This is a genomic window from Streptomyces sp. NPDC048361 (assembly GCF_040651795.1).
Classification (GTDB): domain Bacteria; phylum Actinomycetota; class Actinomycetes; order Streptomycetales; family Streptomycetaceae; genus Streptomyces.
This window is the reverse complement of record NZ_JBEZKW010000123.1, coordinates 1-6,021: the sequence shown is the minus strand read 5'-3', so window position 1 is coordinate 6,021 and position 6,021 is coordinate 1. Positions and strand designations below refer to the sequence as shown.

6 protein-coding genes are annotated in these 6,021 nt (G+C 71.8%); 3 read left to right on the top strand and 3 right to left on the bottom strand.

Annotated elements, in window-relative coordinates; all coding sequences use genetic code 11:
• Positions 1-145: 145 nt before the first annotated feature.
• The gene (locus AB0D31_RS34435; RefSeq protein WP_362730805.1) at positions 146-325 is read right to left on the bottom strand and encodes a hypothetical protein; all 180 of its coding nucleotides are present in this window, start codon (positions 323-325) and stop codon (positions 146-148) included.
• A 151-nt stretch (positions 326-476) separates the two neighbouring features.
• On the opposite strand from AB0D31_RS34435, the gene AB0D31_RS34430 reads away from it, so the two are divergent.
• Positions 477-1,178, top strand: coding sequence for a ribonuclease H (locus AB0D31_RS34430; RefSeq protein WP_362730802.1), 702 nt, complete (start codon positions 477-479; stop codon positions 1,176-1,178).
• Positions 1,179-1,250: 72 nt separating this feature from the next.
• On the opposite strand, the gene AB0D31_RS34425 is transcribed toward AB0D31_RS34430, so the two are convergent.
• Both AB0D31_RS34425 and AB0D31_RS34420 read right to left on the bottom strand, forming a co-directional pair.
• Positions 1,251-1,919 carry a hypothetical protein gene (locus AB0D31_RS34425; RefSeq protein WP_362730799.1) on the bottom strand — a complete coding sequence of 223 codons (669 nt, stop codon included), beginning with the start codon at positions 1,917-1,919 and terminating at the stop codon, positions 1,251-1,253.
• 149 nt (positions 1,920-2,068) lie between these two features.
• Positions 2,069-3,226, bottom strand: a complete 1,158-nt coding sequence (locus AB0D31_RS34420) for a glutamate--cysteine ligase (RefSeq protein WP_362730796.1) — start codon at positions 3,224-3,226, stop codon at positions 2,069-2,071.
• A gap of 386 nt (positions 3,227-3,612) precedes the next feature.
• Here AB0D31_RS34420 and AB0D31_RS34415 point away from each other — a divergent pair, with 386 nt between their 5' ends.
• Together AB0D31_RS34415 and AB0D31_RS34410 are read left to right on the top strand one after the other, a co-directional pair.
• Positions 3,613-4,050 (top strand): DUF6299 family protein, encoded by a 438-nt coding sequence (locus tag AB0D31_RS34415; RefSeq protein ID WP_362730793.1) that lies wholly within the window; start codon positions 3,613-3,615, stop codon positions 4,048-4,050.
• Positions 4,051-4,400: 350 nt separating this feature from the next.
• On the top strand, positions 4,401-5,714 hold the full coding sequence (locus AB0D31_RS34410; protein WP_362730790.1) for an MFS transporter: 1,314 nt from the start codon (positions 4,401-4,403) through the stop codon (positions 5,712-5,714).
• Positions 5,715-6,021: the final 307 nt, after the last annotated feature.

Sequence of the window (6,021 nt, the reverse complement as noted above, 5' to 3'; positions counted from 1 at the left end):
GCCCCCGCTAACCCCGGGCTATGGTGTGCGCCGCGGGGGTGGCACACCCGGCCGCACGCCGGGGGACCCCCCGGGCCGCACGCGGGGGTGCTCACCCCGCTTCGGGTGAGCACCCCGGCTTCCGTGTCGTGCCGTGCCGACCGCGTCAGGAGTGGTCGGTCTCGGCGTTGCGCGTCAGGCGCTCGGTGCGCTCCTGGTCCTCACGGAACTGCTCCATGGGGTCCTCGGTGCGCCCGGACACCTGCTCCGGGGACCGGGACGCCTTCGTCTTCGCCTTGTCGGCGGCCTGCTGTGCCCTGTCCTTGAACTTCTCGGCCTTGCCCATGGAGAGTCACTCCTGCTGGTGGGTGGGATCCAACACGTTCACCGTGACACGCTCCCGCGGGCCCCGCGCGCCGAGCGGTCACCCGGTGTGATCGGGAAGGAGGTCGGGGCAGGGGGTCGGGGCAGGGGGACGGCGGTGGGATGATGGCCCGATGTCTGAACGTGTTGTTGTTGCCGCATGTGATGGGGCGTCGAAGGGCAATCCAGGGCCCGCCGGCTGGGCCTGGGTGATCGCCGATCCGCAGGGGCGGCCGGAGCGCTGGCAGGCGGGGCCGCTCGGCACCGCCACCAACAATGTCGGCGAGCTCACCGCCCTCGAACAGCTCCTCGAAGCCGTCGACGCGGGTACGCGCATGCAGGTGCGGATGGACTCCCAGTACGCCATGAAGGCGGTGACCCAGTGGTTGCCGGGCTGGAAGCGCAACGGGTGGAAGACCTCCGCCGGCAAGCCGGTCGCCAACCGTGAACTCGTCGAGCGCATCGACGAGTTGCTCACCGAGCGGGATGTGGAGTTCGTCCATGTGGCCGCGCACCAGGTGGGCGGGGACCCGCTGAACGCGATCGCGGACCAGGCCGCGAGTGACGCGGCCACCTCGCAGCGCGCCGCCGGGACCGCGCTGGGCGACCTGGAGTTGCCGGTTCCCGCGCCGGCCCGCGCCAGTGTGGCGCGCACCCGGCCCGCCACCTCGCACAAGACGTCGTCCGCGTCCGGATCGGCCCCCTCGGGCAAGCCGCGGACCATCAAGGCGAAGTTCCCCGGGCGCTGCCCCTGCGGTCAGCCGTATGCCGCCGGCACTCCCATCATGAAGCGCGACGGCGGCTGGGGTCACCCGGACTGCAGCCCTGTGGCGTGAGGCACGGGGCTGCGTGTCACCTCTCCGGTCGCGGGCCGCGCGTGTGCCGGACGTGCCGGCACCGCGGGTCGGTCAGTTGGTGGCCGCGGGGGTGACCGCGGTCGCCTCCTTCTTGACGTCGGCGTCCGCGGAGTCGGCGGACGGGGCGCCGGCGGTGGCGTCGGGAGCCGTGTAGAACACGGACCGGTTCTGCCGGGTGCGCTGTGCCTCTCCCTTGGCGACCAGGTTTTCGAGGGTGTTGCGCACCACGGTGCCCGCGATGGTGCGGTCCGGATGTGCCTCGCTCAGACCCGTCGTGATCTCGGCCGCCGAGCGCGGCTCACCGCTCTGGGTGAGGTGGGCCGCGACGAGGTCCCGCAGTGTGGTGGTGGCCCCGGAGGAGGCCTTGCCGGTCTTGTTGCTCTTCGGTGCCTTGGACTGCTTGGCGGCGGGCCCGGTCTGCTTCTTCCCGGCGCGACCTGCGGACTTCTGCGCGGAGCGGGCCTGGGGAACCCGCGGGGTGGGTGCCGCGGCGGTCTTCTTGCCCGACGCCGACGCCGCCTTCTTGGGTGCCGGAGCGGCGGGACCGCCGACCGCCTGCTGCATGGAGGCGAGCAGCGCGTGGTTGTTCTCCAGGGTGGTCAACTGCTCCTGGAGCGCGCCGATCTGAGCGGAGATGTGTTCGCGTTCGGCGACGTTGCTGTCCAGGTCGCTCTGGATCTGGGCGGCGTACTGGGACTGGAGTGTGGTGCTGTCCGGCACGGGGGTTCCTCCGAGGGTGTGTGCGTACGTGATTGTTGCCGGATGTTACGCGCCTCCTCTGTGTGAAGTACCCAGTTCACGGGAGATGAGACCGGCCGGAGCCACGGGGCGGTATGGACCCATGGCCCCGGATCCTCACAAGTGATGTCTCATCCCGGGGGAGTGGGAAGCGTCCGCTCCCGCGCGGGGTAACGGAGTTGGTGCTCTCCCTGGGTGTGCCGCACACATGCCGCGACCACATCGCTGAGGCTTCCGGTGCGGGCGTACAGGGCACGTTGGACGCGGGCGCCGTTGCCGCGGGCCAGCAGTTCGGCGGTGGTCTTGCGGGCCCACGCGAGGTCCCCGCCGGCGTCGAGTGCCCGCCGCACATGGTCGAGGAGGGCAGCCGTGACCACCTGCGCGGGGGCCGGCCGCATGGTCAGCGGGTGCAACAGGTCGCCGTCGAGCCCCGAACGGGCGGCGCGCCACGCGGCGAGCCGCAGCAGACTCACCCCGTGCCGCAGCGGCTCGACATCGCTGCGCCAGTCCTCAGCGGCGGTCTCCACCAACGCACGGGACAAGCACGCCACGAGCAGGGTGGTGGTGGCTTCCAGGCAGACGTCCGCGACGCGGATCTCCACGGTGGGATAGCGGTGCGAGAGCCGGGCATCGAAATAGATCATGCCCCGGTCACGGACCACTCCGCTGGTCACCATGGCGTCCACCTGGGCGTGGTAGCGCTCGGCGGAGCCGAAGAAGCCGGTCGGCCCCGCCATGGGCCACCGGCCCCACACCCTGCTGCGGTAACTGCCGTACAGGGTGTCCTTGCCCTGCCAGTACGGTGAGTTCGCGCTGAGCGCGGTCAGGACGGGCAGCCACGGCTGGATCCGGTCCACCACCGCGATACCCTCCTCGTCCGATGCCACCGACACATGCACATGGCAGCCGCAGGTGAGCTGTTCCTGGGTCGTCAGACCGAACTGTTCCTCCATCCACTGGTAGCGGTGGCTCACGTTGACGGCGGGCCGGGCCGGCAGGGGAGAGGTGGCGAGCGCCGCGACCGCGGCCCCCGCCTCCCGCGCGTGCCGGGCCGCGGCGCGGCGCCAGCGCACTATCTCGACACCGAGTGCTTCCATGTCGCTCTGCGGCCGCGTACCGAACTCCAGCTGCTGACCCTGCAGTTCACGGGCGAACACACCCGGAGGTACGCCGTCTTCTTCGGCGGAACACTTGGTGAGTCGGTCGAGCACCTCGGAGGCCAGGGCACACGGCGCTCCGGTGACCGGGTCGACCAGAAGCAGTTCCTCTTCCACGCCTACGGTGCGCACAGTGACGCTCCCATCCAGTCGGGGGACCCCGCCGAGCGGCACGGGAAACGGCCGGGGGCACCAGCATGCACGGCCGGTGCCGCGCCCGGCGCGGGGTGACGGGGCCCTCTTTCGGTCATGCGGGGGAGGCCGATTCCCTCCGCTCCCGGCGACGCATCCGGGGTCACTCCCGCCTCCCCCGTGTCCTGGGCGGACACGCCGGGGACCGGGGCGGATCCCCGACGGCCGGGTGGGTTGGCGGTATTGCTAGGGCGCGGGTGCGGGTGCGAGCGGACTGTGCCAAGCCCTCGTGCCGCCCACCCAGACGCAGGAACCCCAACGCAGGAACCCGAACGCAGGAACCCAGACGCAGGAACACCGGACTCAGGAACAAAGGAGATCTGCCGATGCGCGTAAGTCTTTTCGCCGCCGGGGCCGTTGCCGCCGCCGGAGCCCTTCTCGGCGTGGCCTCGGCCCCGGCCGGGGCCGCCCTCACGGACACCGTGTCCGCCGGACCGACCGGGACGGTCGCCAAGGACGGCACCGTCACCCTTTCGGGTACCTACCGCTGTTCCCCGCCCTCCCGGCCCGGACCGGTCTTCGTGTCGAGCGGGGTGCTGACCGGTTCCGTCCTGCACGGCATCGGCGGCACGGTGGCCACGTGCGACGGTGACGAACACACGTGGGTCAACCGGGACAAGGTGAGTAGCCCAGAGAGGGTGCCGGCGGGGGAGACCGTGGTCCAGACGACCCTGATGCGCCTGGACACGGGGACGGGGCTGCCGCTGCCCGTCATCCTCGCCACCGAGCGGCACACCGTGGACCTCCGCGCCGTCGAGAACTGAGGGCGCCCGGGGGCGGGCGGCCCGAGGGGTGCCCGGGGCAGGTGCCCGTGGGACAGGCGCCGCTACCCCCGACGGCTGAGCGGGCATCTGGTTGCTTCCACAAGTGTGGGGGCGGTGAGTTTCGGACATACCTGCATTCATGGGGTGTGAGGACCTGCCGCCCCCTGGGAACAGGTGCCCCGTGGCCCAGGAAGACCTGTGTCATCGGGCATCAACACCTGCGATTCATCCGGCCGTTGCCCGGATCTGGCCTACGATTTTCTTGATCGAGAGCCAGAATGGCGCAAGAAACGACCGAAAGTGTCCTGTTTGTTTTGACTCCTGATCGGTGCGCGGTGAAGGTCTCGTGCATGTCCCCTTCGCCCCGGGCCGCTCCCAGCGGTCTGCTCCGTATGCGCGATTTCCGTCTCCTGCTCGCCGGAGCCGCGGCCGGGCAGGCCGGCGCCCAAGTCACCCTGGTCGCGCTGCCGTTGGTGGCCGTCCTCGAACTCGACGCGCCCGCCTTCCAGGTGGGGCTGCTCACCGCCGCCGAGACCGCCGCGTTCCTGCTCATCGGTCTGCCCACGGGGGCCTGGGTCGACCGGATGCGCAAGCTGTCCCTGATGATCCGCGCCGACCTGGTCCGCTCCCTGGCGATGGCCAGCATTCCGATCGCCGCCGTCGCGGACGCCCTGACCATGGCCCAGCTGTACGCCGTGGCGCTGATCACCGGCATCGCGACGGTGTTCTTCGATGTCGCGCACCAGAGCTATCTGCCGCAGCTGCTGCCGAGGGAGCAGCTGGTGGCCGGCAACGGGGCCCTGGAGACGGTACGTTCCTCGGCTCAGGTGGCCGGGCCCGGCCTCGGCGGCGGCCTCGTCCAGCTCGTGGGGGCGCACCTGGCCATCGTCGCCGACGCCGTCGGCTACGCCGTTTCGGCCCTCTTCCTCCTGGCCATCCGCCGGCCCGAACCCGCGCCGGAACCGGTCCCCGGCGCGTCCCTGCGCAAGGACGTCGCGGAGGGCCTGCGCTTCGTGCTCGGCCACCCGCTGCTGCGGGTCATCGCGGGCACGACCGGGCTCGGCAACTTCTTCACCGCCATGCTGATGGCCACCCAGACCATCTTCCTGGTCCGCGTCCTCGACCTGGCGCCGGCCGCCGTCGGCGTGATGCTCTCGGCGTCGGCCGTCGGCGGGCTCGCCGGAGCGCTGAGCGCGGGCCGACTCGCGGCCCGCTTCGGCCAGGCTCGCCTGATCTGGCTGTCGGCGCTCGTCAGCGGGCCGTTCGCGCTGCTGTGGCCGCTGTCGGGGCCGGGCGCGGCCGCCGCGCTGTTCGCGCTCGGCTCCGCCGCCGTCTTCTTCGGCGCCGTGGTCTACAACGTCGCCCAGGTGAGCTTCCGTCAAACCCTGTGCCCACCACGCCTGTTGGGGCGGATGAACGCGACCCTGCGCTTCGTCATGTGGGGCACCCTGCCGCTCGGCGCCCTCGTCGGCGGCGCCGTCGCCGACGCCTTCGGAGCCCGCTCGGCGCTGTGGATCTGCGCCGCCGGCTTCCTCGTCGTACCGCTGCCCCTGCTGCTCTCCCCCCTGCGCCGGATGCGGGACCTCCCCGCCGCTCCGCACCCCGAGGACGACGAGCGGCAGGACGCCGCGCCGCACCACGACGAGAACGTCCCCGTCGCCTGACCACTCACCGGCCCGGCGGGCTCCCTTCTCGACGGCTCCCGGGTCCGCCAGTCGTACCCGCCCGGTCACCCGCCCCGGGCATCCCGACCCGAGAGTCACGTCCCCGGGAACCCCGTCAGGCTGGGGCCCCGGCCTGAGAGTCACTGTCCCCCGGGAGCCTCCGTAGCCGGGGGCCCCGACCCGGAAACCACCGTCCGGGAGCCCCCGTAACCGGGGCCCCTAACCGGGGCCCGTAACCGGGGCCCGTAACCGGGGCCCGTAACACGGGAGTTCGGATGAGCTCACGTCTGAGGGCTGGTCACACGTG

Bases quoted from the DNA above. Each gene is read 5' to 3' on its own strand.
- AB0D31_RS34435 (WP_362730805.1), bottom strand. From the start codon at position 325: ATGGGCAAGGCCGAGAAGTTCAAGGACAGGGCACAGCAGGCCGCCGAC.
- AB0D31_RS34430 (WP_362730802.1), top strand. From the start codon at position 477: ATGTCTGAACGTGTTGTTGTTGCCGCATGTGATGGGGCGTCGAAGGGC.
- AB0D31_RS34415 (WP_362730793.1), top strand. From the start codon at position 3,613: ATGCGCGTAAGTCTTTTCGCCGCCGGGGCCGTTGCCGCCGCCGGAGCC.
- AB0D31_RS34410 (WP_362730790.1), top strand. From the start codon at position 4,401: ATGTCCCCTTCGCCCCGGGCCGCTCCCAGCGGTCTGCTCCGTATGCGC.